This is a genomic window from Ruegeria sp. AG7, from assembly GCF_056541545.1.
In genome coordinates this window covers 219,842-241,078 of record NZ_JBQFYP010000001.1, presented here as the reverse complement: position 1 = coordinate 241,078, position 21,237 = coordinate 219,842, and the positions used below count along the sequence as shown (strand labels likewise).

At 57.2% G+C, this 21,237-nt stretch carries 24 protein-coding genes and 1 riboswitch; of the genes, 13 read left to right on the top strand and 11 right to left on the bottom strand.

The window, feature by feature from the left end:
- Window positions 1-8: 8 nt before the first annotated feature.
- The 4 genes from pcaD to ACR0BF_RS01215 are packed head-to-tail and all read right to left on the bottom strand — an operon-like array spanning window position 9 to window position 3,345.
- On the bottom strand, window positions 9-797 hold the full coding sequence (gene pcaD / locus ACR0BF_RS01230; RefSeq protein WP_480473804.1) for a 3-oxoadipate enol-lactonase: 789 nt from the start codon (window positions 795-797) through the stop codon (window positions 9-11).
- Window positions 798-857: 60 nt separating this feature from the next.
- Entirely contained in the window at window positions 858-1,832 is a 975-nt protein-coding gene (locus tag ACR0BF_RS01225; protein WP_480605091.1) for a threonine ammonia-lyase, read from the bottom strand.
- Window positions 1,829-2,659 carry an alpha/beta fold hydrolase gene (locus tag ACR0BF_RS01220; protein ID WP_480624110.1) on the bottom strand — a complete coding sequence of 277 codons (831 nt, stop codon included), beginning with the start codon at window positions 2,657-2,659 and terminating at the stop codon, window positions 1,829-1,831. Before ACR0BF_RS01220 ends, ACR0BF_RS01225 begins: the two co-directional genes overlap by 4 nt.
- The gene (locus tag ACR0BF_RS01215; RefSeq protein ID WP_480518718.1) at window positions 2,659-3,345 is read right to left on the bottom strand and encodes a haloacid dehalogenase type II; all 687 of its coding nucleotides are present in this window, start codon (window positions 3,343-3,345) and stop codon (window positions 2,659-2,661) included. The genes ACR0BF_RS01220 and ACR0BF_RS01215 overlap by 1 nt, the downstream gene beginning before the upstream one ends.
- A gap of 125 nt (window positions 3,346-3,470) precedes the next feature.
- Between ACR0BF_RS01215 and ACR0BF_RS01210 the strand changes: the two genes are divergently transcribed.
- On the top strand, window positions 3,471-3,899 hold the full coding sequence (locus ACR0BF_RS01210; RefSeq protein ID WP_209505363.1) for an FKBP-type peptidyl-prolyl cis-trans isomerase: 429 nt from the start codon (window positions 3,471-3,473) through the stop codon (window positions 3,897-3,899).
- Window positions 3,900-3,932: 33 nt separating this feature from the next.
- On the opposite strand, the gene ACR0BF_RS01205 is transcribed toward ACR0BF_RS01210, so the two are convergent.
- Genes ACR0BF_RS01205 through fabA form a run of 4 tightly spaced genes read right to left on the bottom strand, consistent with a single transcriptional unit; the run spans window position 3,933 to window position 6,738 of the window.
- Window positions 3,933-4,112, bottom strand: coding sequence for a hypothetical protein (locus ACR0BF_RS01205; protein ID WP_267366102.1), 180 nt, complete (start codon window positions 4,110-4,112; stop codon window positions 3,933-3,935).
- 58 nt (window positions 4,113-4,170) lie between these two features.
- Window positions 4,171-4,962 carry an enoyl-ACP reductase FabI gene (locus ACR0BF_RS01200; protein WP_267366101.1) on the bottom strand — a complete coding sequence of 264 codons (792 nt, stop codon included), beginning with the start codon at window positions 4,960-4,962 and terminating at the stop codon, window positions 4,171-4,173.
- Window positions 4,963-4,967: 5 nt separating this feature from the next.
- Window positions 4,968-6,197, bottom strand: coding sequence for a beta-ketoacyl-ACP synthase I (gene fabB / locus ACR0BF_RS01195; protein WP_480518720.1), 1,230 nt, complete (start codon window positions 6,195-6,197; stop codon window positions 4,968-4,970).
- A 31-nt stretch (window positions 6,198-6,228) separates the two neighbouring features.
- A complete protein-coding gene (fabA, locus tag ACR0BF_RS01190) occupies window positions 6,229-6,738 on the bottom strand; it encodes a bifunctional 3-hydroxydecanoyl-ACP dehydratase/trans-2-decenoyl-ACP isomerase (RefSeq protein WP_480605087.1) in 510 nt (169 codons plus the stop codon).
- Between the two features lie 188 nt (window positions 6,739-6,926).
- On the opposite strand from fabA, the gene irrA reads away from it, so the two are divergent.
- Complete coding sequence (gene irrA / locus ACR0BF_RS01185; RefSeq protein WP_267366106.1) at window positions 6,927-7,343, top strand: iron response transcriptional regulator IrrA; 417 nt, start codon at window positions 6,927-6,929, stop codon at window positions 7,341-7,343.
- Here the strand turns inward: irrA and ACR0BF_RS01180 are convergent.
- Complete coding sequence (locus ACR0BF_RS01180; RefSeq protein ID WP_480605085.1) at window positions 7,321-8,244, bottom strand: LysR family transcriptional regulator; 924 nt, start codon at window positions 8,242-8,244, stop codon at window positions 7,321-7,323. The genes irrA and ACR0BF_RS01180 overlap by 23 nt on opposite strands.
- Window positions 8,245-8,327: 83 nt before the next feature.
- Between ACR0BF_RS01180 and ACR0BF_RS01175 the strand changes: the two genes are divergently transcribed.
- Window positions 8,328-9,125 (top strand): phytanoyl-CoA dioxygenase family protein, encoded by a 798-nt coding sequence (locus tag ACR0BF_RS01175; protein WP_480605083.1) that lies wholly within the window; start codon window positions 8,328-8,330, stop codon window positions 9,123-9,125.
- A 6-nt stretch (window positions 9,126-9,131) separates the two neighbouring features.
- Here ACR0BF_RS01175 and ACR0BF_RS01170 read toward each other — a convergent pair whose 3' ends face one another.
- A complete protein-coding gene (locus ACR0BF_RS01170) occupies window positions 9,132-9,995 on the bottom strand; it encodes a hypothetical protein (RefSeq protein WP_480624109.1) in 864 nt (287 codons plus the stop codon).
- A gap of 122 nt (window positions 9,996-10,117) precedes the next feature.
- On the opposite strand from ACR0BF_RS01170, the gene miaB reads away from it, so the two are divergent.
- From miaB to cmk, 10 genes are all read left to right on the top strand, one after another.
- Window positions 10,118-11,437, top strand: a complete 1,320-nt coding sequence (gene miaB / locus ACR0BF_RS01165) for a tRNA (N6-isopentenyl adenosine(37)-C2)-methylthiotransferase MiaB (protein WP_480518731.1) — start codon at window positions 10,118-10,120, stop codon at window positions 11,435-11,437.
- A 37-nt stretch (window positions 11,438-11,474) separates the two neighbouring features.
- Window positions 11,475-12,374 (top strand): outer membrane protein, encoded by a 900-nt coding sequence (locus ACR0BF_RS01160; protein WP_480624108.1) that lies wholly within the window; start codon window positions 11,475-11,477, stop codon window positions 12,372-12,374.
- 136 nt (window positions 12,375-12,510) lie between these two features.
- Window positions 12,511-13,533 (top strand): PhoH family protein, encoded by a 1,023-nt coding sequence (locus ACR0BF_RS01155; protein WP_480494855.1) that lies wholly within the window; start codon window positions 12,511-12,513, stop codon window positions 13,531-13,533.
- A 36-nt stretch (window positions 13,534-13,569) separates the two neighbouring features.
- Window positions 13,570-14,064: an rRNA maturation RNase YbeY gene (gene ybeY, locus ACR0BF_RS01150; protein WP_480624107.1), complete on the top strand. Its 495-nt coding sequence runs from the start codon at window positions 13,570-13,572 to the stop codon at window positions 14,062-14,064.
- 35 nt (window positions 14,065-14,099) lie between these two features.
- Window positions 14,100-14,987 carry a hemolysin family protein gene (locus tag ACR0BF_RS01145; protein WP_480476819.1) on the top strand — a complete coding sequence of 296 codons (888 nt, stop codon included), beginning with the start codon at window positions 14,100-14,102 and terminating at the stop codon, window positions 14,985-14,987.
- Entirely contained in the window at window positions 14,984-16,498 is a 1,515-nt protein-coding gene (lnt, locus tag ACR0BF_RS01140) for an apolipoprotein N-acyltransferase (protein ID WP_480624106.1), read from the top strand. The genes ACR0BF_RS01145 and lnt overlap by 4 nt, the downstream gene beginning before the upstream one ends.
- A gap of 30 nt (window positions 16,499-16,528) precedes the next feature.
- A riboswitch (SAM-SAH riboswitch) is annotated at window positions 16,529-16,577 on the top strand.
- Window positions 16,578-16,582: 5 nt separating this feature from the next.
- On the top strand, window positions 16,583-17,764 hold the full coding sequence (gene metK / locus ACR0BF_RS01135) for a methionine adenosyltransferase (protein ID WP_480605077.1): 1,182 nt from the start codon (window positions 16,583-16,585) through the stop codon (window positions 17,762-17,764).
- 95 nt (window positions 17,765-17,859) lie between these two features.
- The gene (gene trmB / locus ACR0BF_RS01130) at window positions 17,860-18,570 is read left to right on the top strand and encodes a tRNA (guanosine(46)-N7)-methyltransferase TrmB (RefSeq protein ID WP_480605075.1); all 711 of its coding nucleotides are present in this window, start codon (window positions 17,860-17,862) and stop codon (window positions 18,568-18,570) included.
- A gap of 68 nt (window positions 18,571-18,638) precedes the next feature.
- On the top strand, window positions 18,639-19,985 hold the full coding sequence (aroA, locus tag ACR0BF_RS01125) for a 3-phosphoshikimate 1-carboxyvinyltransferase (RefSeq protein WP_480488258.1): 1,347 nt from the start codon (window positions 18,639-18,641) through the stop codon (window positions 19,983-19,985).
- Window positions 19,982-20,599, top strand: coding sequence for a (d)CMP kinase (cmk, locus tag ACR0BF_RS01120; RefSeq protein WP_480488256.1), 618 nt, complete (start codon window positions 19,982-19,984; stop codon window positions 20,597-20,599). The genes aroA and cmk overlap by 4 nt, the downstream gene beginning before the upstream one ends.
- Before the next feature lie 24 nt (window positions 20,600-20,623).
- On the opposite strand, the gene ACR0BF_RS01115 is transcribed toward cmk, so the two are convergent.
- Window positions 20,624-21,100, bottom strand: coding sequence for a YHS domain-containing (seleno)protein (locus tag ACR0BF_RS01115; RefSeq protein WP_480473785.1), 477 nt, complete (start codon window positions 21,098-21,100; stop codon window positions 20,624-20,626).
- Between the last annotated feature and the right edge of the window lie 137 nt (window positions 21,101-21,237).

The window sequence follows — 21,237 nt, the reverse complement described above, 5'->3', positions numbered from 1 at the left end:
GTTCTCCTTCAGATATGCCCGATATCGGTCAGAAACCGGGTCAGGATTGCTGCGTATTCTGCGGGTTTCTCGACGCAGGGCAAATGGCCAGCTCTGCGGATCAGTTCGAACCGCGATCCGGGGATGAGGTCGACAGTTTCGCGCACCAGATCGGGCGGGGTCGAGCCGTCCTCGCTTCCGGCGATGCCAAGCGTGGGAAGGCGCAGGCCGCTTGTGGGTGTATAGAAGTCGGTCCCGGCGACGGCAGCGCAACAGCCCAGATATCCGTCAAGCGGTTGGCTGATCATCATATCGCGCCATGGCAGGTGGTTTTGCGCTGCGCGGAAATCACGGGAAAACCAGCGTTCCATCGTGGCGTCTGCCACCGCTTCAATCCCGCCGCGACGCACAGCGTCGATCCGATCCTGCCAGACTGCGGGAGTGGCGATTTTGGCAGCGGTGTTCGACAGAACCTGCGCACGTATCTGATCCATACGTTTGACGGCCAGCCCCTGTGCGATCATCCCGCCAATGGACAGGCCGACAAAAACGCAGTCGCGAACCTTCAGGTGATCCAGCAGCGACTCGGCATCGCGGATCAGGGCGCCCATAGAATAAGGCGCCGGTGGAACCGAGGATTGCCCATGCCCGCGTTTGTCATACCGGATGATACGCAACCCTTTGGGCAGGTGCGGTAACACTGCGTCCCATATGTGCAGGTTTGTTCCCAATGAGTTGGCAAAAACCAGTGGCGCGCCGTCCGCCGCACCATCGACACGGTAATTCAGTTTCACGTCGCCCAGATCAGCGATCATCATGACTCAGGTCCTTGCAGCCCCGGCTTTCCAGGTGCAACTTGCACAGGTTTGGGATGCCTGTCAGGTCAGGAATTCCAACGCCCTGGCAAAAACATCCGGATCGACGTTACCACCCGATGTGACCACGATCACGTCGTCGCCCTCAATCTCGTCGCCCCGGAACAGGGCCGAGGCCAATGCGACTGCGCCGCCGGGCTCCAGCACGATCTTGAGGCGCAGGAAAGCAAGTGCCATGGCCCGCAGGGCCTCTTCTTCGGTCACCGAAATACCGGGCCCGCAAAGACGGTTTAGGATGGGAAAGGTGATGTCGCCGGGTTGCGGTGTCAGGATGGCATCGCAAATATTGCCTGATGCCGCGTTGTTGTTCTGAATCCGTCCCGTCGCCAGTGATCGTTTGACGTCATCGAACCCTTCCGGTTCGCACGGGCGTGCCCTTAGGTCGGGGGCGTGTTTTTCCAATGCCAGTGCAATGCCAGAGGTGAGGCCGCCACCACCACAACAGACCAGAACATCCGCCTGAGAAACTCCAAGTTCCGCGGCCTGTCTGGCGATTTCCAAGCCGGTAGTACCTTGCCCGGCAATCACCTGAGGTTCGTCATATGGCCGGATCAGAGTCAGCCCGCGTTCGGCGGCGATGGTCTCCCCGATCTCTTCACGGCTTTCGTTTGCACGGTCGTAAAGAACGACCTCACCTCCAAGCGCGCGGGTGTTTTCGATTTTCAGGTGTGGCGCGTCCGACGGCATGACAATGACCGAAGCAATACCGTGTTTCGCCGCCGCCATCGCAACGCCTTGTGCGTGATTGCCCGAAGAATATGCAATCACGCCGCGCTGGCGTGTGTCTTCGTCCAGCGCGGATATGGCAGACCAAGCTCCCCGAAACTTGAAGCTGCCCGTATGTTGCAGGCATTCCGGCTTGACCCAAATCCTGCGCCCGGCGATCGCGTCAAGAAATGGCGACGACAGAATTGGTGTCTCGCGGACATGTCCTTTAAGCCGTATGGCCGCGGCTTCGATCATTTCAAATGTGCTCATGCAGCGTTCTTCAATACCTTTTTGATGACATCCAGAGATTGCGGCTCATTCAAGAACGGAACATGCCCGCGATCCGGTACTTCGGCCGAGATCAGACCGGGATGCCGCCGGTGCATCTCAGCCAGTGTTTCTGCGCTCAGAACGTCCGAGTTTGCGCCCCTGATCGCGCCGCATGGAATATTGCGCAGCGCTTCAAAAAACAACCAATAGTCGGGTATAGCACCGCTCGCGGCCTGTTCCAGAAGCGCCTTGCGCAGGGCCGGATCATAGCGCAGCGCCAGCCCGTCCCTTTGTTGTTCGTATTGAATTTCGGCCTGTTTGCGCCAGATCTCCAGCGGAACCCTGGGAAATTGCGGCTCCATCATATGTTTCAGGGCGGCAGCAGCTTCGTCATGGGTTTTCGCGGTGGGTTGTGCGCCCACATAGGCCATGATCTTGGCGATGCCTGACGTCTCGATGACGGGCCCCACATCGTTTAGGATCACACCGGCCAAACGTTCGGGGTGGCTTGCCGCCAGTGCCATGGCAATCAGCCCGCCCCGCGAGGTGCCCAGAATGACCGCTTTTTCGATGCCCAGAAAATCCAGCAGTTCAATCGCGTCATGGGATTCACGAAAGATGTTGTAGTTCATGAAATCGGGGTCGTAGTCTGAGCGGCCGCGCCCCCTGTAATCCATCGCAATCATGCACAGCTCAGTGGCATGTGGTGCGAAATACGAAAAATCCCGGCTGTTTCTGGTCAATCCGGCCAGACACAAAAGCGGCGTGCCCGATCCATGGTCTTCGAAATAGATGCGCTTGCCGTCCGAAGTCGTAAAGTCTGACATCAAAGACCAGCCAGCTTGGGAATGGTGGTCAAATCAGACAGAACATGCGCTGGCGTCCACGGCAGCCGGTCCATTGGTTCCCCGATCCGATTGACCCAGGCGGTGACAAAACCATAACCGCTGGCCCCCGCGGCATCCCAGCCGTTTGAACTGACGAACAAGACTTCGTCGCGGGCGCAGTCAAACCTGTTCTGAACCAGATCATAGACACGGGAATGGGGCTTGAAGACCCCAACGCTTTCGACCGACAGCACGTCATCCAGCACATCGCCGATCCCGGCGGACTGAACAGCACCGTCCAGCATGGGCGGTGATCCGTTGGACAGGATGGCAGTCTGCATCCCGCCATCCTTGAGGGTTTTCAACATGGCAGGAACTTCGGGATAGGCCTGCAACTCCCAATAAAGATCCAGCAAGCGTTGGCGCAGTTCAGGGTTGCCCTGCAGGCCTGCAGCTTCCAGCGCCCAGTCCAGCCCGTCCTGCGTGACATCCCAGAAGTCCGCATGCGCATCAGCCACTGCACGCAGCCATGTGTATTGCAATTGCTTCAGGCGCCAATGTCCCGCGACCTCGGGCCATTTGTCTTTCAGTGCTTCGAATCCAGGTTCGCTTGCCGCCTGCCGGGCGGCGGCCGCAACATCAAACAGTGTTCCGTAGGCGTCGAACACGCAGGTCGTGACTGCCATATGACCCTCCTTTGATTGCGCGCAGGTTGGCACAACACGGAATGGGGGGGAAGGGCCAAGGGTTTACAACTTTGTGTCAATCTCTAGGGTTGGCCGCTTAACCCCTAAAACGGCCGGAGGCCACTATGACCGAAATCAAGCAAGGCGACACGGTTCGCATCCATTACACAGGGACATTGCTGGATGGCAAAGTCTTTGACAGCTCGGATGGGCGCGATCCGTTGGAGTTCGTGGTTGGATCGGGCCAGATTATTCCCGGTCTGGACAGTGCAATGCCCGGTTTGTCCGCAGGTGACAAGAAACGGGTCGAGATTGCCTGTACCGACGCCTACGGCCCGATCAACCCTGCGATGCGTCAGGAAATCCCCCGTGAGGGTATTCCCGAGGATATTCCGCTGGATCCGGGCACTCAACTGCAGATGCAGACACCGGACGGTCAGGCCGTGCCTGTGACAGTTGTGGACGCCAACGAAGCGACTGTAACCCTGGATGGGAATCATCCGTTGGCCGGACAGGATCTGGTGTTTGAGATTGAAGTCGTCTCGATCAATTGAGACTTAGTTCGGGTTGGAACTCCTGCACGGACTTCAGCCGATCAAAGCTTCAACAGCTGCACGTACCTGTGGCTGGGTGAAAAAGACAAACACCAGCAGCAATGAAGTCAGCGCGAGCAGCAGCACTCTGGCCCGCTGGCTGAGGAAACCGGATTTCTTCCGGCTTTGCACTGACCGTGCGTTGTTTGCAATGATTTGATCTAGCTTGCTCATATCGAAGTCCTGCCGCCCAAAGATGGTGAAATCTTGGCGGCGGCAGGGAAAGATATGGTCACATGAAATCGGGTTGTGGCATGCCCAGAACGTGGAAACCACCGTCAACGCGGATGATTTCACCAGACGTGCAGGCACCCGCATCAGATGTCAGGTAAACTGCGGTCCCGCCAACAGCTTCCAGTGTGGCATTCGAACGCATCGGCGCATTCTGATCACAGAACTTGTATGTCCTGCGCGCTCCGCCAATGGCCGCACCGGCAAGGGTTTTCATCGGCCCAGGTGAGATTGCGTTCACGCGGATACCATCCGGGCCAAGGTCATTGGCCAGATAACGGGTCGCCGATTCCAGCGCAGCCTTGGCAACACCCATGACGTTGTAGTTCGGTACAACCCGGTTTGATCCCTGATAGGTCAGCGTCAGCAGCGAACCCCCATTGTCCTTCATCATCGGATAGGCGCGGCGCGCCACCTCGATGAAAGAATAGGCCGACACGTCCATCGAGTGTTTGAAGTTCGCCCGCGTGGTATTCAGAAACCGGCCTGTCAGCTCGGACTTATCCGAATAAGCAATGGCATGAACAACAAAGTCGATGGTGGGCCAACGCTGAGCCAGTTCACCAAAGGCGCGATCCAGTGACTCGTCGTCGGTCACATCGGCATCCACCATGAAATCACTGCCCAAGCTTTGAGCGAGAGGTTCCAACCGCTTGCCGAACGCTTCGCCCTGATAGGTGAAGGCCAGTTCTGCGCCTGCCTCGTGCATGGCCTTGGCAATGCCCCACGCGATTGAGCGGTCATTGGCCACGCCCATGATCAGGCCGCGTTTACCTTTGAGAAGATCCGACATCACTTTCACCCGTTATACTTAGACAGAATCATGGACCCGTTAGTGCCGCCAAAGCCGAAGCTGTTGGTCATGACACTGTCCAGTCCTGCGTTTTCAACCACTTCAGTTGCAATTTCACCGGGCAAGATGCCTTGGGCGAGTGTGTCGACATTGATCGACGGCGTAATGAAATCATTGTCCAGCATGAGTAAGCAGAAGATCGCCTCAAGCGCTCCTGCCGCGCCTTGCGCGTGGCCAGTCATTGATTTGGTCGAGGAAATCGGCGGTACGTTGCCTTCACCGAAGATGCGGCGCACAGCCTCTACTTCGCCCACGTCACCGACAGGGGTCGAGGTTCCATGTGCATTGATATAGCCGACCTTGCGACCTTCGGGCAGTGTGTCCAGCGCCAGCCGCATCGCGCGCTCGCCGCCTTCACCTGAAGGGGCCACCATATCGTGGCCATCCGAGGTGGCAGCATAGCCGGTGACTTCGGCATATATCTTTGCACCGCGGGCCAGAGCGTGCTCCAACTCTTCCAGAACGAGGATGCCGCCGCCACCGGAAATCACAAACCCGTCACGGTTTTCGTCAAACGCGCGCGAGGCTTTCTCGGGCGTGTCATTGTATTTCGACGACATCGCGCCCATCGCATCGAACAGACACGAAAGCGTCCAGTCCAGTTCTTCGCCGCCGCCAGCAAACATGACGTCCTGTTTGCCCAGCATGATCTGTTCGGCCGCGTTGCCGATGCAATGCAGCGAGGTCGAGCAGGCCGAGGTGATCGAATAGTTGATACCCTTGATCTTGAACGCGGTCGCCAGGTTTGCCGAGATTGTCGAGCACATACATTTTGGCACGGCGAACGGCCCTATCCGTTTGGTTGCACCGGTGCTCAGAACCGTCTGATGAGCGGTCAGCATCGCGCTTGTCGACGGGCCGCCGGATCCGGCCACCAAACCTGTACGCGGGTTGACGACCTGGTCCTCGGTCAGACCGGAATCTGCAATGGCCTGAGACATGGCGATATGAGCGTAAGCCGCGCCCGGACCCATGAAGCGCAGGGTGCGTTTGTCTACGTGTTCAGCCACGTCAATCTTGAGCGTTCCCGCGATCTGACTGCGAAACCCGTGTTCTGCCATCTGTTCGCTGGCTTCGATCCCGGATTTACCTGCTTTGAGCGAGGCCAGAACCTCTTGGGCATTATTCCCGATCGAAGACACTACCCCCAGACCGGTGACGACTACTCGACGCATGTGCGCACTCCTTATTTCGGGTCGGTCAGGCTCAGGCCTCGGACAGAACGACCTTCATATCTTTGACATCATAGATCATCTCGCCATCGGCTTCGACGATTCCATCTGCCACACCCATGGTCAGGCGACGTGTCTGAATCGCTTTTTTGAAATCGATTTTATACGTTAGCATCTTGCGGTCGGGACGAACCATACCGGTCAGTTTCACTTCGCCCACGCCAACGGCCATGCCGCGCCCTTGCCATCCACGCCAACCCAGGTTGAAACCGGTCAGCTGCCATAGACCGTCAAGGCCCAGGCAACCCGGCATAATCGGGTTGCCTGGAAAATGGCAGTCAAAGAACCAAAGGTCAGGGGTGATATCGAACTCGGCCAGCACATGGCCTTTGCCGTGCAGGCCACCATCATCCGAGATGTCGGTGATCCGGTGCATCATCAGCATTGGCGGGGCGGGCAATTGTGCATTGCCGGGGCCAAATAATTCGCCGCGGGCGCATTTCAGCAGATCGTCTTTGTCAAAACTGCTCGGGAACTGGGCCATTCTTGCCGCCTCTCCTGCCGTGGGTCCGTTCGTAATATCTGGCCTCGTCTAGCACCCGTTTGCAAGGTCCTGCAAGAGCAGCGGCCACATCATGTTGTGTATACCGCGTTCTTTGCGAATGAATTTCATTTGAAATTGCCAACCATGCGCTCCTATATATAATGGAAGTCACTATGGGTATTGGATCAATGACACCGCAGAGCGGCGATATAGCTACGGGTTGGCTGGTGAACGCTGGCCTGCGTCCGACACGTCAGCGTGTGGCGTTGGCCGAGCTATTGGTGGGCGATGGCCGCCATCGTCACGTTACCGCCGAGAGCCTGTTTGAATCTGCCAAGGCGAATGGTGACGCTGTATCACTGGCGACGGTTTACAATACCCTGCGTGCGTTTTGCGACGCCGGCGTTCTGCAGGAAATCACTGTGGACGGGTCAAAAAGCTATTTCGACACGAACACGCATGATCACCCTCATTTTTATTGGGAAGACGAGGCACGCCTGAGTGATGCGCCATCGGACCAATTGGTGATCCAGCGCCTGCCCGAAGCGCCCGAAGGGGTCGAGATTGCCTCGGTTGACGTTGTCATTCGCCTGCGCAAAAAGTAGCGCCAAGACCACCTTTCAAACTCGCCAATAACAAACGTTCAACCTGATCAATGGTTGCGTCAGCGGGCCCTGTTCCGTGGCGCGCAAGAACAACGGATTCAGTTGCGTCCTGATTGCTGATCGGAACACTGACAAGACGTTTATTGTCATAACTGACCGGGCTGAGCGGGCTGGTATAGCTGATCCCGATCCCTTCGCCATGGGCGGCAAGACTGCGCTGGATCTCAATCGACGCCGCCCTATGCGCGACAGTCGGGTGCAGACCGTTGCGCCGGAAGAGACTGAGGATGTGTTGTGCCGACCAGCCTTCTGTTGACAGGATCAACGGGTGAGCAGCCAAGTCAGCCAGTGAGACCGTGCCTGCTGTCGCCAATAGATGATCCGGGGGCATAAGGGCCTTTGGCCGACTGTCGAACAGTTTTGCTCGTGTGAACCCCGCATCCATTGTCAGCTCGTAAGTGATGGCAATATCGATCTGGCCATCAATCAATCTGTTCAGCAGCCCTTCAAAGGACGCAGCAAAGTAAGTGATAGCGATGTTTGGAAAAGCATCGCGCAAATGGTGCAGGGCGGGTGCCAGCAGGAAGGGGGCGAGGTCCGTAAAACACCCCAGTCTTAGACGTGTCGTGCCCGGCGACGGTGTTTCTGATGACTCGATTTGGGCTGCGTCTTTCAGAAGGGTCTCGGCCTGATCGATGAATTTTCTCCCCTGAGGCGTCAGCGCCATGGCCGAGCCTCGGCGGCGGATAAACAGCGGGTGTCCCAAATGTGCTTCGACACGCGTCAGGGCTGTGGACAGGGCCGGTTGCGATACATTCAGGTATTGTGCGGCTGCGGACAGGCTGCCGTGGCGCCCGACCGCGCAAACATATTCGTACTGACGCAGTGAAATGTATAACATAAAGTTAATTATAACTTCGAAAGATATGATTTGAACAGAACACTCCTTCAACGCAAAAGATTGGAAAACGAATGGAGACCCGGATGCCTCACCCGCTTGTAACTCAAGAGATGATCACAACGTATCAGGATGATGGCGTCGTTCTGATCAAAGGGCTGTTTGCAGATTATGTGGATCAACTGCGCGACGGCATTGCCGCGAATATGGCAGAGCCTGGCCTGTATGCATCAGAAAACAAGAAAGAGGGTCAAACGGGTCTGTTCTTTGACGATTATTGCAACTGGACCCGCATCCCGCAGTTCCGCGAGGTGATCGAAAACTCGCCCGCGGCCGAGGTCGCAGCGGACCTGATGCAGTCGAAAAGTGTTCAGGTGTTTCACGACCACGTATTGGTAAAAGAGCCCGGGACATCCATGGCCACGCCCTGGCATCAGGATGGCCCATATTACTTCGTTGAGGGTCAGCAAACCATCAGCTTCTGGTCTCCGCTGGATCCGGTCAGGCAGGCGACGTTGCGCTGTGTCGCGGGCTCTCACCGGTGGGAGAAAGAGGTGCTGCCAACCCGCTGGGTTTCTGAGGAAGGTTTTTTCCCGGATGAAGGCCAGTACATCCCTGTGCCGGACCCGGATGCCGAGGGCATGAAGGTCGTCGAATTCGAAATGGACCCCGGTGACGCTGTTGCCTTCAATTATCGCACCCTTCACGGTGCGCGAGGAAACCACTCGGACAGCCGTCGCCGCGCCTTTTCTCTGCGGCTGGTCGGCGATGACGCAAGGTATGTAGAGCGTCCAGGCAGAACCTCTCCACCGTTTCCCGGCCATGACATGACGCCGGGGCAGCGTCTGCGAGAAGACTGGTTTCCGGTCCTGTTTCAGCGCTGAGGCGCTTCAGAACCATTGGCCTGATTCGATCAGGCCCAGATCCAGCAGCTGCCGCGAGTGCCATTCAAAAGGCACGGAGTTGCGCCAGCTAAAACTTGGAATGTCAAAAGTCGACCCGGCATTTGTTTTGAGCGCCTTCGCGGCGCGGAAGGAACAGATAGCCGCGGTCACGTTGTGATGCCATGGGCAGGAATAGGTATTGTATTCCGGCTCATTGAACGTGTGGTCGGATTTCAGGATCAGGCCCTTTTGCGCCTTGAACAGGGCGATGCGGTCGATGCGACGGCGTTCATAGGGAATGTGATCCTCGAACCGCCAGCGCAAGCCACCTGACAGGTCCACCTGACGGTCCAGTGGTTGGCCATCAGGGTCGTGGCGTGATTGGGCATAGTAACCCGTTTTGTCGAACAAAGCCTGTTCGGGGGCGACACCGTTGGGAAAAGCGGTCAGGTCCTCGGCATAAAGGTCGATGACGTAGCTCAGCATCGCATTGCGGCGTTCTTCGCTGTGAAAGGCCAGCATTTCGCCAATGCTGCGCGTTTCGCAAAACGGAAAGAACAGGTATTCGGCGTTATAGCAGTAATACATCCAGATGCCGGGTGCGGCCTGAATTATTCTGTTCAGGGTATCGAAAACCACCGTTCGGGGAACGCATTTCAAGGTGACCCGATGCACTCGGTCGGTCAACGCGGGCTCTAGTCGGAACTCCTGAGGCATGAAGGTGATAACGGATTTGAACCCTAGCTTCAGATGGTGATGCAGAGTGCTTTCCAACTCGACCTCGTCCTCGGCAAAGACCATCGCAACGGGGCCTTGCGCCATTGCGGGCTGCCCGGCTTTCAGGAAATGGTCGAGGGAATCGTATTGCATCGGCTGTTTTCGGTTTTGTCTTGCTGGAAAGTTCCGCCAAATTCGGGTAATTGCGCCCGCATTGCAAGCGGCGTTCGAAGCAGATAGACGACGCCGGTCCAGCGAATGCAAAGGCCCGTCTCATGTCCGAACCGAAGAAGCTGTTTATCAAGACCTATGGCTGTCAGATGAATGTCTATGACAGCGAACGCATGTCCGAGGCGCTGGGCGGGCAGGGTTATGTTGAAACCCAGACCCCCGAAGATGCGGATATGATCCTGCTGAACACCTGCCACATCCGCGAGAAAGCGGCAGAGAAAGTGTATTCCGAACTGGGGCGCTTCAAGGGTCTGAAGGCCGAGAAGCCTGATTTGAAAATCGGCGTGGCGGGCTGTGTCGCTCAGGCTGAAGGCGAAGAGATCATGCGCCGCCAGCCGCTGGTTGATCTGGTGGTCGGTCCGCAAAGCTATCACCGCCTGCCCGAGATGGAGGCAAAGACCCGAGCGGGCGAAAAGGCGCTGGACACGGATTTCCCCGAAGAGGACAAGTTCGAAAAACTGAAAAACCGCCCCAAGGCCAAGCGCGGCCCGACGGCGTTTCTGACTGTTCAGGAGGGCTGTGATAAATTCTGCGCCTTCTGCGTGGTTCCTTATACGCGCGGTGCTGAAGTCAGCCGTCCAGCGGATCGCATCATCCGCGAAGCCAATGATCTGGTCGAGCGCGGGGTGCGCGAGATCACGTTGCTGGGCCAAAACGTCAACGCCTATCACGGTGCCGGGGCAAATGGTGACATGACACTTGCCGGCTTGATCTGGGAATTGAACAAGGTCGACGGGCTGGAACGCATCCGCTTTACGACCTCGCACCCGAACGACATGGCCGACGACCTGATCGAGGCGCATGGCACCTGTGACAAGCTGATGCCCTATCTACACTTGCCGGTTCAGTCGGGTTCGGACCGTATCCTCAAGCGGATGAACCGCAGCCATACGGCGGAAAGCTATCTGCGGCTGGTCGAACGCATTCGCGCGGCGCGGCCTGATATCGTGATGTCGGGAGACTTCATCGTTGGTTTCCCCGAAGAAACCGAAGATGATTTTCAGGCCACGATGGATTTGGTCGAAGAGGTCAAATACGGCTACGCCTATTCCTTCAAATACTCCACACGTCCGGGAACCCCAGCGGCTGAACGAGCCCAGGTTGATCCGGCAGTGTCAGATGAACGGTTGCAGCGGCTTCAGGCCTTGATCACGCGTCATCAGCGGGAAATTCAGGACGGTATGGTTGGACGCACAGTCCGCGTTCTTTTTGAAAAACCGGGTCGCCTGCCCGAACAGATGGTTGGAAAGTCCGAATACCTGCATTCGGTGCACGTAAAAGGACCAGAGATCGCCACGGGTGACTTGAGAGAGGTCCGGATCACTGCGTCGGGGGCGAATTCTCTGGCCGGTGAGTTGCTGTAGATCGGTGTATACACCTCCCGGACACCATAGTTGGTGTTTGTTTCCAAAATTTACCCTTGATTTATTGCTTGGAACTATGCTCCGAGAGGAGCCATGGTTTTCGGGGCGCAAGGATTTGCGCCTGCAAATCGGCAATATGCCGGTCCCGGAAAACGGGATGAGGGAGGTACGAGTGACGACTTTCAATAGCTTTACGAGCCTGAGCAGGTTGAAAACGCTGACACTAACTGCCGCTGTTACACTGATTGCCAGCGCATCCATTGCCGGTGATTTGAAAGGTGAGATAAGCGATCCGGAAGTGGTCAGCCCGAAAAGATTCAGCAGCGATGTCAGTGCTTTTTATCTGGGGCTTACTGGTGGTTATGGCGCTGGTGGGGACGATCGATTTGGCCTGACAACACCCGGCGGACAGTTTGATATCGGTGATCAGGATTTGTCGGGAGCATACGGGGGGGTCCGGGGCGGCTGGCGTGGCATTCTACCTGCAAGGGAAGGGCGCGACTATGTCTACGGCTTCGAAATCGGGTATGAATTCGGATCTCTTGACGACACTGTCAGCAGGCGGATCGGCAGCGTCAATGTGCAGGGCGGAACAAAGATATCGGATGTTCTGGCAGTCCGATTTCGCAATGGTCTGACGAACCGCAGCGGACGAATTCTGTATTTTTTTAGCGTCGGATATCTGTGGGGCGATGTGGAAACAACCAACAGTTTTGCATCGGCCACCTCGGTTCAGAATTTCCCCGTGTCAGATCGGCGGAACGGCTATTCGGCAAGCATAGGGGCCGAGCATAAGTTGTCCGACAATTGGTCGATTACGGGCGAATATGAATATGTCCAGTTCCAATCAAAAGACATCCAGTTCAGTTCTGGCTTCTCCACAAAGTCCACACCAAAATACAGCGGATTAAGATTCGGGCTGAATTACACCTTCTGATGTTCATCCAATCGGCAACCAATCACCGTTAAATCGGCTGTTATGACATCTCAGCATTTATTTTTTAAACTGTGGCTTGCGCCTACCAAGATTTGTTGTCTACGCTCAGGGTGAACAGCCAAGACAGGAGAGCGGATTGGCCATCGGTGCCCTGACCCCACCGCAAGATGAAATGCCCCAACACGAGGCGTTCGTAGAATTTCCCGACAACCGATTGCTGATTGACCTGTGCGGTGAATATGACCGCAATCTGGCTGAGATCGAAACCAAGCTTTCGGTCCAGATTGTACGCCGCGGCAATCAGCTTGTTGTGATGGGCGATGAAGATGCTCAGAAACAGGCGGTTGAGGTGCTTCAATCGCTTTACACTCGGCTTGAAGGTGGGCGCGAGGTTGAGGCCGCAGACGTCGATCGCGAGTTGCGGATGGGTGTTTCGGAACAGGGAACCGGTAGCCGCGATGGCGATCAGCTTGAGATGTTCAAGGGCGGTTCGGTCGAGATCAAAACCCGCAAGAAGTTGGTTGAACCGCGCACCGACGCCCAGAAAGCCTATGTCCAGTCACTGTTCAAGAATGAGCTGGCCTTTGGAATTGGTCCGGCGGGGACGGGTAAGACCTATCTGGCGGTGGCGGTCGGGGTTTCGATGTTCATCGGCGGGCATGTGGACCGAATCATCCTGAGCCGTCCGGCGGTCGAGGCGGGCGAAAAACTGGGCTATCTGCCGGGTGACATGAAGGACAAGGTCGACCCTTACATGCAGCCGCTTTATGACGCGCTGAACGATTTTCTGCCCGGAAAACAGTTGGCCAAGCTGATCGAAGAAAAACGAATCGAAATCGCTCCGCTGGCCTTTATGCGCGGTCGTACGCTGGCCAACGCATTTGTGGTTCTGGATGAAGCGCAAAACGCCACCACGATGCAGATGAAGATGTTCCTGACCCGTCTGGGCGAAGGAAGCCGCATGGTCATAACTGGCGACCGGTCACAGGTCGATTTGCCGCGTGGCGTTCAATCGGGCTTGGCGGATGCTGAGAGGTTGTTGAAAACAATCCCGAATATCAGCTTCAACTACTTCACCTCGAAAGACGTGGTGCGTCACCCGCTTGTCGCTGCGATCATCGAGGCGTATGAGGCCGATGCGGGCCGTGAAACCACCTGAACACATAGCCCGCTAACGAGGCTGTTGCGCGGTAAGATGACCCTGGATCTCATTTTCGAGGACGAAAGGTGGCAAGATCTTGAGGTCTTGTCACAAAAGGCGATTAACGCCGTTCTGACCCATTGCGGTTTGGCCCCGGAGCTGTGCGAAGTCAGTATATTGGGATGCAACGATGCGCGGATTTCAGAACTGAACGCAGAATTTCGCGGTAAACCGACGCCCACCAATGTGCTGAGCTGGCCTGCGGAAGACCTAGCTCCGGATGAGCCAGGGCAATCACCACGCCTGCCAGAGCCGGATTTTACTGGCGAGATTGTTCTGGGCGATATTGCGATTTCCTATGACACCTGCGCCCGCGAGACGGCCGAGGCCAACAAGGCAATGAATGATCACGTGACCCATTTGCTTGTTCACGGAACGTTGCATTTGCTGGGTTATGATCACATTCGTGACCCCGATGCCACCTTGATGGAAGGGATTGAGGTCAAGATACTTGGCAAATTGGGTATTGATGACCCATATAAGGTATAATGTGGGTTCAAGACCCGATCAGTTGGAACAAGGTAATGGGCGATATAGAAGGCAGTTCTAGGGCGGCGCAAAGCGCGCAACCTCAGGACAGCAGTACTGAAACGGAAGAGAAAACCGGTCTGTTTTCTCGAATCCTCGAAGTGTTTTCGAGCGATGATACTCAACCGGACCAGACGGTGAACGGACAAAACGCGGCTGTGGCGCAGCCACGCGGGATGATTAACCTGCGCCGGATGCGCGTTGAGGATGTTGCCATCCCTACCGCTGAAATCGTCTCGGTACCTTCAACGATCACAAAAGATGAACTGGCGGATGTTTTCCGGAGCAGTGGTATGTCAAGGATTCCTGTCTATGAGGGAACCTTGGATACACCGCTTGGTTTTGTTCATCTCAAGGATTTTGCCCTGACCCACGGTTTCAACGGTGGCGGCAAAGAGTTTGATCTGACCTCGATGCTGCGGACGCTATTGTTCGTGCCGCCATCCATGCCAATCGGCGTCTTGTTGACCAAGATGCAAACCGAGCGGCGTCACATGGCATTGGTGATTGATGAATATGGCGGCGTTGATGGACTGCTCACGATCGAAGACCTGATCGAGCAGGTCGTCGGCGAAATCGCTGACGAGCACGATGCGGATGAAGACCAGCTTTGGGTGCAGGAAAAGCCCGGATGTTATGTGGTGCAGGCGCGTGTGCCGCTCGAAGATTTCGAGGCCGAGATTGGCCGGTCTCTGACCAGTCATGAAGACGTCGACGAAGAGGAAATCGATACTCTGGGCGGGCTTGTGTTTATGCTCTCCGGCCGCGTTCCGGCGCGGGGTGAAGTTGTCATTCATCCAGAGGGTCCGGAATTCGAAGTGATCGAAGCCGATCCACGCCGTATCAAACGGCTGCGCGTCATGCTGCCGGACGTTGCTGCATGACCCCAGTACGGGGCTGGCCATTATCGTTGAGATTGTTGGCCGGTGCCGCCCTTGGCGGGGTAGGCGCGTTTGGTCAGGCACCTCATCTGTATTGGGGCGCAACCGTTTTGGTTCTTGTCCTGATTGTCCCGATCTTCCTTGCCAGCGAAACCCGAGGCCGGGCGGCATGGGTCGGCTGGGCCTTCGCGACCGGCTATTTTGCCCATGCCCTCGGCTGGATCATTGAGCCGTTTCAGGTGGATTCTGAACGCCACGCCTGGATGGCCCCGTTTGCCTTGGTGTTCATGGCGGGCGGGCTGGCCTTGTTCTGGGCCTCTGCATTCGGCCTGTCGCGCAGAATTGGTGCCACGCCAGTTCGTCAAGGCATATTACTGGTTGCAGTTTTGTCCCTGGCCGAAGTGGCGCGGGGATATGTGTTGACCGGCTTTCCATGGGCTGGGGTCGCGCAAATCTGGGTGGACACGCCAGTGGCGCAGATGCTGTCTCTGGTCGGGCCGTATGGGTTGAATGTGCTGACCTTTGCCGCAACATTCCTAATTGGCGCGGCATTGGTGCAGGACAAACCCTTGGACGGTTTGGTGCGGACTCTGAGTTTTACCGGCGTTATGGCAGCGATGGCGATTGCCTACGGGTCGACGCGACCCGTCGTTCAGGGTGGTTCGCATCTGGTTCGCGTGATCCAGCCGAATGCCCCTCAGCATCAAAAATGGGATCCGGCATATGCGCCTTTGTTTTTTGCGCGTCAGGTTGAGTATACTGCAGCCTCTCCTAGACCTGACCTGATTGTTTGGCCCGAGACCGCAGTTCCCGCATGGTTGGGCAGCGCACAACCGTTTCTGTCGACTATTGCGGATGCCGCGCAGGGTGCGCCGGTGATACTGGGGATTCAGCGCGCAGAAGGTCCGAGGATTTTCAACTCGCTGATCTATCTGGATGAAACCGGGCGTCTGGCAGGGGTGTATGACAAACACCATCTGGCGCCATTCGGCGAATATGTCCCCTTGGGTGATCTGATGGGGCGTTTCGGGATCAGTGGTCTGGCAACTACAACCGGGCACGGGTTCAGCGCGGGGCCGGGCCCTGCCGTGTTGGACCTCGGCAAGCAGGGAAAGGCGTTGCCACTGATTTGCTACGAAGCCGTCTTCCCGCAAGATGTGAACGGTGCGCCGGGTCGGGCTGATTTCTTGCTGCAAATCACAAATGACGCCTGGTTTGGAACACGGTCGGGACCGTTTCAACACCTGGTACAAGCCCGGATGAGGGCAATTGAGCAGGGCTTGCCGATGATCCGTTCGGCCAATACCGGTGTATCGGCCATGATTGACCCATTGGGTCGTTTGACTGCGTCGTTGGCTCTGGGTGAGGCTGGATATGTGGACGCCGTGCTGCCGCAACCACACCGTCGCACGGCTTATGCACGTATCGGGGACAGTCCGATCGTTGTTGTCTTACTGTTTATTCTGGCGATGGCGCTGTTTGGTACCCGCGGCAACCGGGCAATTAGAGATTGACCCCAACTTTGGGCAAGCGTATGCGTCTGTGGTCTGTCACAACGGCTTCCTGGCGTGGCGGAGAAACCTTAATGGAGCACATTTATGTCCCGACAGAACTATACTTTTACTTCGGAATCCGTTTCTGAAGGGCATCCGGATAAGGTCTGTGACCGTATCTCAGATGCTGTCCTTGATGCATTTCTGAATGAAGAGCCTGAGGCGCGCGTGGCCTGCGAAACCTTTGCCACGACCAACCGCATCGTTATCGGTGGCGAAGTTGGTCTGTCGGACAAGGACAAACTGCACGACTACATGGGCCGCATCGAAGAGATCGCGCGCGAGTGCGTGAAAGATATCGGATATGAGCAGGACAAATTCCACCACGAAACCGTCGAGGTGACAAACCTTCTGCACGAACAATCCGCCCATATCGCGCAGGGCGTGGATGCCGCGGACAACAAGGACGAAGGCGCTGGCGACCAGGGCATCATGTTCGGCTTCGCGACAACCGAGACGCCTGCGCTTATGCCGGCACCGATCCAGTATTCGCACGCAATCCTGCGGCGTCTGGCCGAAGTGCGCAAGAACGGCACCGAGCCTGCACTGGGGCCGGATGCGAAATCTCAATTGTCGGTCGTTTATCAAAACGGCAAACCGGTCGGCGTCAGTTCGATCGTTCTGTCGACGCAGCATCTGGACGAGGCGCTGACGTCGGATGACATCCGCGCCATCGTTGAACCTTATATCCGTGAAACTCTGCCCGAAGGCTGGTTGTCGGCTGATACCGAATGGCACGTCAACCCGACCGGAAAATTCGTTATTGGCGGGCCGGATGGCGACGCTGGTCTGACCGGTCGTAAGATCATCGTGGATACCTATGGTGGCGCAGCCCCGCATGGTGGCGGCGCATTCTCGGGCAAAGACCCGACCAAGGTTGACCGTTCGGCGGCCTATGCCGCGCGCTATCTGGCGAAAAACGTTGTAGCCGCCGGTATGGCCGAGCGCTGCACCATTCAGTTGAGCTATGCCATTGGCGTATCGAAGCCGCTTTCGATCTATGCAGACACGCATGGCACGGGTCAGGTTGCAGATGCGGCGATCGAAAAAGCAGTTGGTGAGGTCATGGATCTGACACCCCGCGGCATTCGTCAGCACCTTCAGCTGAACAAGCCGATTTACCAGCGTACAGCGGCTTACGGTCACTTTGGCCGCGAACCGGATGCGGATGGCGGTTTTAGCTGGGAACGCACTGATCTGGTCGACGCGCTGAAATCCGCAGTTTGATCTGAAAAATCCAAAGCGCGCCTTCAGGGGCGCGCTTTTTTTGGGGCGGTGCACGGCCCTTGCAACGTACTCCACTGCGCAGTATGGCCACCGCCATGAGCACCGAGATCCCACAACGCCCGCGCAGAAACTTTTATGGCCGCTTCAAGGGCAAGACCCTGAAGCCCAGTCAAAAGACCTATCTGAACGAAGATCTGGCCGCCTTGTCGCCCGGCGCCGTGGACTGGGCCTCGAATCCCGAACGCAAGCCACTGGACCTGAACGATCTGTTCGGCGGCAAGCCGGTCTGGTTGGAAATTGGCTTCGGAGGTGGTGAGCATCTGGTGCACCAGGCGCAAAACAATCCTGACATTGGCATCATCGGGGCCGAGCCATACATCAACGGTGTTGCCATGCTGCTGGGCAGAATCCGTCAGGCAGGTGTTGAAAACCTTGCCGTGCACCCCGGCGATGTGCGCGATCTGTTCGACGTGCTGCCAGAGGCCAGCATTTCGCGCGCGTTCCTTCTCTATCCCGACCCATGGCCCAAAACGCGGCATCATCGCCGTCGATTTGTAACCCAGGAACATCTTGAACCGCTGGCGAAAGTGCTGAAACCCGGGGCGATCTTCCGGGTTGCAACTGACATTCCCGATTATGTGCGTCAGACCTTGGAAGAGGTTCCGCGCGCCGGGTTTGAATGGCTGGCCGAACGCCCTTCTGACTGGCGCGAGCCGTGGGGCGACTGGATCTCCACGCGATACGAACAGAAGGCGCTGCGCGAGGGTCGGACACCTCACTACCTAACCTTCCGACGCAAAGGCTGATTGCCGCTGGACCAACGGGCGTCAATTCGCTAATCGGCTTGAGCACTGATAGCGCAAAAGGAGCCCTCATGTCCGGACACGGCACGCCCATCCCGATGACCTCGCATCCCTGCGGCCCGCTGACCGGCACGGCCGAGGTGCCCGGCGACAAGTCGATTTCGCACCGGTCGCTGATCCTTGGTGCGATGGCCGTGGGTGAAACCAGGATTTCGGGTTTGCTGGAAGGCGAAGACGTACTGGATACCGCAAAGGCGATGCGTGCCTTCGGCGCTGAGGTCACAGAGCACGGAAACGGGGAATGGACAGTGCACGGCGTGGGTGTCGGTGGCTTCGCCGAACCGGGTCAGGTGATCGACTGTGGCAACTCGGGAACCGGTGTGCGGCTGATCATGGGGGCGATGGCGACCTCTCCGATCACGGCGACCTTTACCGGTGATGCCAGTCTGAACAAACGCCCCATGGCGCGGGTGACTGACCCTCTGGCCTTGTTTGGGGCACAATCGGTTGGGCGATCCGGCGGGCGCTTGCCGATGACCATCGTCGGCGCTGCGGACCCGACCCCTGTGCGATACGAAGTTCCTGTGCCGTCGGCGCAGGTGAAATCCGCCGTACTTTTGGCGGGTCTGAATGCCCCCGGAAAGACCGTTGTGATCGAGAAAGAGGCTACGCGTGACCATTCCGAACGGATGCTGGCTGGATTTGGTGCCGAAATCACGGTCGAGGATACCGACGAGGGCCGTGTTATCACTCTGACCGGTCGCCCGGAGCTGAAGCCACAGGTCATCGCTGTACCGCGCGATCCGTCCAGCGCGGCTTTTCCGGTTTGCGCGGCATTGATCACACCTGGATCGGATGTTTTGGTGCCGGGGATCGGTTTGAACCCCACACGCGCGGGCCTTTTTACAACCTTGCGCGAGATGGGCGCTGATCTGACCTATGAAAACGAACGCGAAGAAGGGGGCGAGCCGGTTGCCGATTTGCGCGCCAAGTACTCGCCCAACATGAAAGGCATCGACGTTCCTTCCGAGCGTGCCGCCTCAATGATTGATGAATACCCGGTTCTGTCTGTGGTGGCTGCAAATGCCACAGGCACAACGATGATGGGCGGCGTGAAAGAGCTGCGCGTGAAGGAAAGCGACCGGATTGACGCCATGGCCCGTGGCCTGCGCGCCAACGGGGTGACAGTCGCTGAAGGCGACGACTGGTGGTCGGTTGAAGGGCTGGGCATCGGCAACGTTCCGGGCGGCGGCACCTGCGAAAGCTTTCTGGATCACCGCATTGCCATGTCGTTCATGGTGATGGGTATGGGGGCGCAGAATCCCGTAAGCGTGGATGATGGTGGCCCGATTGCAACGTCGTTCCCGATCTTTGAACCACTGATGGCGTCGCTGGGCGCAAAGGTACAGCGCACGTGAGTTTCACGGTTGCCATTGACGGACCAGCGGCTGCGGGCAAGGGCACGATATCCAAGGCTGTGGCGGCGCATTTCGGCTTTGCCCATCTGGACACGGGCTTGCTGTATCGCGCTGTCGGAAGGCGGACCCTGGAAGGGGTTGACGCGCTTGAGGCCGCACAGGCCCTGACAGCGGAAGAACTTGAACAAGGCGACCTGCGCACCGCCGAGATTGCGCAGGCAGCTTCCAAAGTGGCGGTTCTTCCGGAAGTTCGTGCAGCCTTGGTCAATTTTCAGCGCGCTTTTTCCCGCAGGGCAGGTGGGGCCGTTCTGGACGGTCGTGATATCGGCACGGTGATTTGTCCGAATGCCGAAGTGAAGCTGTTTGTAACAGCCAGTGCTGAAGTGCGCGCCGAGCGACGCTTCCTGGAGCTAAGTGCAAAAGGCGCTGACGTAACCCGTGAACAGGTTCTGGCAGATGTCAGAGAACGGGATGCGCGAGATGCTGAGCGCAGCACCGCTCCGATGAAACCCGCTGAGGATGCCGTGCGGTTGGACACCACCGATTTGAGTATCGAGGCGGCGTTGGCCAAAGCCCTTGAGGTGATCAACGCAAAACTGCCCGCGACGCGTTAACGCCGCAGGCAAACGGGGCAGGTCTTACAGCTCGCCCACGGCGACGGTTTTGATATTCGCCCATTGGTCATCCGCCGTCTTTGCGGTGGCGACAACGTCCTTCAAAAAGGCTGCCCGGGTTTCCGCGTTCAGGAACAGAAACAGTTTTCCGTCTGCGACAAGGTATTGATCCGGGTCACCGTCAAACTTCTTGCCGACCGATACGCCGAATGAACAGAAGCCACCATGCTGCGGCAGGTATGCAGCAGGGTTTGCCTCGAACGCTTCACGGTTCGCGGCGGACGTGAAATAATAGGAGGCTCCGTCATAAGTTGACGAGTGAGTGGCGAAGCCTTCGACCGGGTTGCCATCATTGACCAATGCAACCAGATCAACGCCATGTGCGGCCAGTGGCGCACCAGCGGCTGAAATGCCGTTGGACACGTTGATTTCGTCAGCGGCAAAGGCCGGGGTGGACAGGGCAATTGCAGTCGCCATGGCGGCAAAGATGAGAGATTTCATAATATTTTCCTTTTGGTTCTGGTTTCGGGTCGACCTCTTTGTCGACCGATAAAGCTAAACTAGGGAAAGGATACGGAACGTTTAATCTCAGATACGTCACCAAATCTTGCAGATCGTACAAACAGTCGAATGGTTGG

Excerpts from the sequence above, each read along its gene's own strand:
- metK (WP_480605077.1), top strand. The coding sequence starts at position 16,583 with ATGTCCCGACAGAACTATACTTTTACTTCGGAATCCGTTTCTGAAGGG.
- pcaD (WP_480473804.1), bottom strand. The coding sequence starts at position 797 with ATGATGATCGCTGATCTGGGCGACGTGAAACTGAATTACCGTGTCGAT.
- ACR0BF_RS01180 (WP_480605085.1), bottom strand. The coding sequence starts at position 8,244 with ATGTTATACATTTCACTGCGTCAGTACGAATATGTTTGCGCGGTCGGG.
- ybeY (WP_480624107.1), top strand. The coding sequence starts at position 13,570 with ATGACCCTGGATCTCATTTTCGAGGACGAAAGGTGGCAAGATCTTGAG.
- ACR0BF_RS01115 (WP_480473785.1), bottom strand. The coding sequence starts at position 21,100 with ATGAAATCTCTCATCTTTGCCGCCATGGCGACTGCAATTGCCCTGTCC.
- trmB (WP_480605075.1), top strand. The coding sequence starts at position 17,860 with ATGAGCACCGAGATCCCACAACGCCCGCGCAGAAACTTTTATGGCCGC.
- irrA (WP_267366106.1), top strand. The coding sequence starts at position 6,927 with ATGACACCGCAGAGCGGCGATATAGCTACGGGTTGGCTGGTGAACGCT.
- ACR0BF_RS01145 (WP_480476819.1), top strand. The coding sequence starts at position 14,100 with ATGGGCGATATAGAAGGCAGTTCTAGGGCGGCGCAAAGCGCGCAACCT.
- ACR0BF_RS01220 (WP_480624110.1), bottom strand. The coding sequence starts at position 2,659 with ATGTCAGACTTTACGACTTCGGACGGCAAGCGCATCTATTTCGAAGAC.
- ACR0BF_RS01205 (WP_267366102.1), bottom strand. The coding sequence starts at position 4,112 with ATGAGCAAGCTAGATCAAATCATTGCAAACAACGCACGGTCAGTGCAA.
- ACR0BF_RS01170 (WP_480624109.1), bottom strand. The coding sequence starts at position 9,995 with ATGCAATACGATTCCCTCGACCATTTCCTGAAAGCCGGGCAGCCCGCA.
- fabA (WP_480605087.1), bottom strand. The coding sequence starts at position 6,738 with ATGGCCCAGTTCCCGAGCAGTTTTGACAAAGACGATCTGCTGAAATGC.
- fabB (WP_480518720.1), bottom strand. The coding sequence starts at position 6,197 with ATGCGTCGAGTAGTCGTCACCGGTCTGGGGGTAGTGTCTTCGATCGGG.
- ACR0BF_RS01225 (WP_480605091.1), bottom strand. The coding sequence starts at position 1,832 with ATGAGCACATTTGAAATGATCGAAGCCGCGGCCATACGGCTTAAAGGA.
- ACR0BF_RS01175 (WP_480605083.1), top strand. The coding sequence starts at position 8,328 with ATGCCTCACCCGCTTGTAACTCAAGAGATGATCACAACGTATCAGGAT.
- ACR0BF_RS01215 (WP_480518718.1), bottom strand. The coding sequence starts at position 3,345 with ATGGCAGTCACGACCTGCGTGTTCGACGCCTACGGAACACTGTTTGAT.
- ACR0BF_RS01200 (WP_267366101.1), bottom strand. The coding sequence starts at position 4,962 with ATGTCGGATCTTCTCAAAGGTAAACGCGGCCTGATCATGGGCGTGGCC.
- ACR0BF_RS01210 (WP_209505363.1), top strand. The coding sequence starts at position 3,471 with ATGACCGAAATCAAGCAAGGCGACACGGTTCGCATCCATTACACAGGG.
- aroA (WP_480488258.1), top strand. The coding sequence starts at position 18,639 with ATGTCCGGACACGGCACGCCCATCCCGATGACCTCGCATCCCTGCGGC.
- lnt (WP_480624106.1), top strand. The coding sequence starts at position 14,984 with ATGACCCCAGTACGGGGCTGGCCATTATCGTTGAGATTGTTGGCCGGT.
- miaB (WP_480518731.1), top strand. The coding sequence starts at position 10,118 with ATGTCCGAACCGAAGAAGCTGTTTATCAAGACCTATGGCTGTCAGATG.